General features: G+C 56.4%; 2 protein-coding genes and 1 pseudogene. All 3 read right to left on the reverse strand.

All coding sequences use genetic code 11. The features are described from left to right. Positions 1–34: 34 nt before the first annotated feature. Positions 35–1,119: pseudogene (locus K1Y02_26870) on the reverse strand (site-specific integrase). Then, positions 1,100–1,420: a helix-turn-helix domain-containing protein gene (locus K1Y02_26875; GenBank protein ID MBX7260007.1), complete on the reverse strand. Its 321-nt coding sequence runs from the start codon at positions 1,418–1,420 to the stop codon at positions 1,100–1,102. Before K1Y02_26875 ends, K1Y02_26870 begins: the two are co-directional and overlap by 20 nt. Before the next feature lie 42 nt (positions 1,421–1,462). Beyond that, positions 1,463–2,473, reverse strand: coding sequence for a replication initiation factor domain-containing protein (locus tag K1Y02_26880; GenBank protein ID MBX7260008.1), 1,011 nt, complete (start codon positions 2,471–2,473; stop codon positions 1,463–1,465). Between the last annotated feature and the right edge of the window lie 117 nt (positions 2,474–2,590).

The raw sequence follows: 2,590 nt of genomic DNA on the forward strand, positions 1-2,590 counted from the left end.
CGTAGAGCAAGAAACGGCAATAAACCACAGTGTGCTAATGGCAAACTGTCTCAACCGAGGGGTTCACCCCAGCCCCGTGTGCTAATTTTGTGCTAAACCGCTCCGGTTGGCACTCATCCAGCACCTTCACACCCTCTCTCAGGCTTTCCGGCGAATGATGCGCATAGCGTTGCGTCATCAAATTCGTCTTATGTCCGAGCAGCCGTTGGACCTTGTAGAGATCCACCCCGCGCTGAACTAACCGCGTGGCAAAGGTGTGCCGCATGTCGTGAAACCGGAAGTCTGGAATCCCGGCCCGATTGCGAGCCTCACAAAACTCCCGCACCAGAAAACGCACCTGCAGGAGATTGCCAAGCGGGGTCTTGAATACTGGTCCATGTGAGAGGCCGGTGGAAGCCTGTTTCGAGGCCAGGAGTTCATAGACTTTGGTATTGAGGGGAATGGTGCGGCGCGTGCCGTTCTTGCTCTGCATGACAATCAAGGTACCGCGAGAAAAATCCACGTCCTGCCATTGCAGTTTGAGGATTTCCCCCTGACGCATGCCCGTGTTGAGGGCAAAAACCATGATCTCTCGGAGCCAAAGAGATGAAGAAGCATGAGCCGTTCTTCTTCCTCAGTGGTTAGCCACCGATCGACCTCATTCCGTACCTGTTCCATAGACACCCGGTGCATGGGATTTTCCCGGCACCATTCCCATTCACGCATAGCCAGGTTGAAGGCATGTCGTACGAGTTGGAGTTCCTTGTTGATGGTGGCCGGAGCGGCTTGCTCCGTTCGTCGCTGGGCCTTGTATTGCGCCATCACTTTCGGGGTGATATGCGCGAGAACCTTCTCTCCCAGCACTGGGAGGAGGTGCCCCAAGGCTGCTTGGTCACGTAAGCGGCTTTTGATCGCTTTCAGGGTTGCCCGCTCCGTGACGTACCGTTCCATCATCTCCTTAAACGTGCGCTCCTGCTCCTCACGTCGTTCGAAAAACTGACCTTCAGCAATCTGGACCTTCACCTTGGCATAAATGGCCTCGGCCAGCTGCTTTTTCGTGGTGCCGGTACTTCGCCGAACTTGTTGCCCGTGAAACATGAAACTCATCCACCACACGTTCTTACGTTTTGTCAGCCCCATCTGCATCCTCCTTCTGGATGAGGCCTGATTTCGGTCTAGTTTCCCCGTGGCGGGGAGTATAGACCTCGCGTTTGGCCGCTTCAATGACGTGGTCAATGTCGCAACTGTTGTGGCGAATGGGGAAGGGCGGAGGCTTTTGTGGAATGTTATTGCATGTGTCTAGCCAGGTCTGGATAGCCTCGCGCTCGAACCGGACAAGGCCATACATACGTCGGCAAGGGATTTTGCCTTTGGCCGCCCAGTTATAGAGGGTGCCCGGTTTGATATTGAGCCAGTCGGAAACTTCTTGGACCGTAAGCATGGTTCAACTGACCGGGGGAGTCTTGCGACACCCCCAGACCCCCTACAGTGGACTGCCCGCGTTGCCGCCGGCAGGTGTTGCGACAGACCGTTTGGGTTTCTTTTTGAGCAGGTTCCGGTGTCGGTCTTTCCACCGGGACACGCCCCGCACAATCTCATCTTGCAACCAGGCTTCCCCGCCAGGTGTCGCGCAGAGAACAGCCAGCATCGGCGTTAATGATCCGCTGACCCAATTTTTGACTCCTGTGAGCGTCTGTTCCTGTTTTTCCAATACTAAGCGGGCTCTCTGAAATCCTTCCGTCAGGGCCGCGTACCATTCGACGAGTGGAGCTCGGCAGCGGTACTCATCGTCATCGTCCCTTGTCGTCTGCCGAAAATCCACATGGGACCGGAGCAGTCCCACGACAAATTCGCGCCAGAGCGATTCCTCGAAGTAGGCAAGGGCATTGCCGCAGATCTTGGCCCGTGTTTTCTTGAATTCAAGTTCCCAGCGCACCCCGTAGTCCTGCCAATTCTCTCGTCCATTGCTCTGCATTTCGAGGCGTTTGTCGTAGATGCGTAACAGGGTCTCGCTCTGAGGGCTTCCCACATAGATCGTTTCCCCTGTGGTGGCGTAGCTGTCATGTAGGCGGTTCGACACAAATCGTCGCACCTCTTTAGCGCGAGTCACACATTGTCCGACTTCCAAGGCGTGGGCAATCGTCGCTAAGGGGACCGTTCCTCCTCGATCATCCAGGGCACAGTCAATTCGCGTGAGATGCCCTTGCTTCTCGATTACCCACAGGAGGAGTGAGCGGACCTCTTGGAGCGTGTAGGCGGACACAATGCCGCCTGAAAGATCGACGTGAATTTCATTGGGGCGGCGGGGAGCATTAGTGCCGAGTTTGCCGACGCCGCGCAGGCCATCGACCCTGATCCAGGAGAGGGGATATCCGCGAAACCCCGCTTTGGCCTTGTTCCACTCTCCACCGAGCATGTGCATGGTCTCTTCGGGATTGCTGGCGGGTATAGTAAACGCGAGCCAATCAATGGAGAGCGTGAACGGCGAATCCATAGAATCTATCGACCTCCTAGAATAAGCGCTATAAGTAGCGCCCCCGTGTTACCACGACGGGGGCGTCTCCGCCCCGCCCCGCAGCCTATCGGCATGCGGCGCGGAGCGGCTACGTCT

The sequence above is a fragment of the Candidatus Hydrogenedentota bacterium genome (genome assembly GCA_019695095.1).
In the GTDB taxonomy this organism is placed as follows: Bacteria; Hydrogenedentota; Hydrogenedentia; order Hydrogenedentales; family SLHB01; genus JAIBAQ01.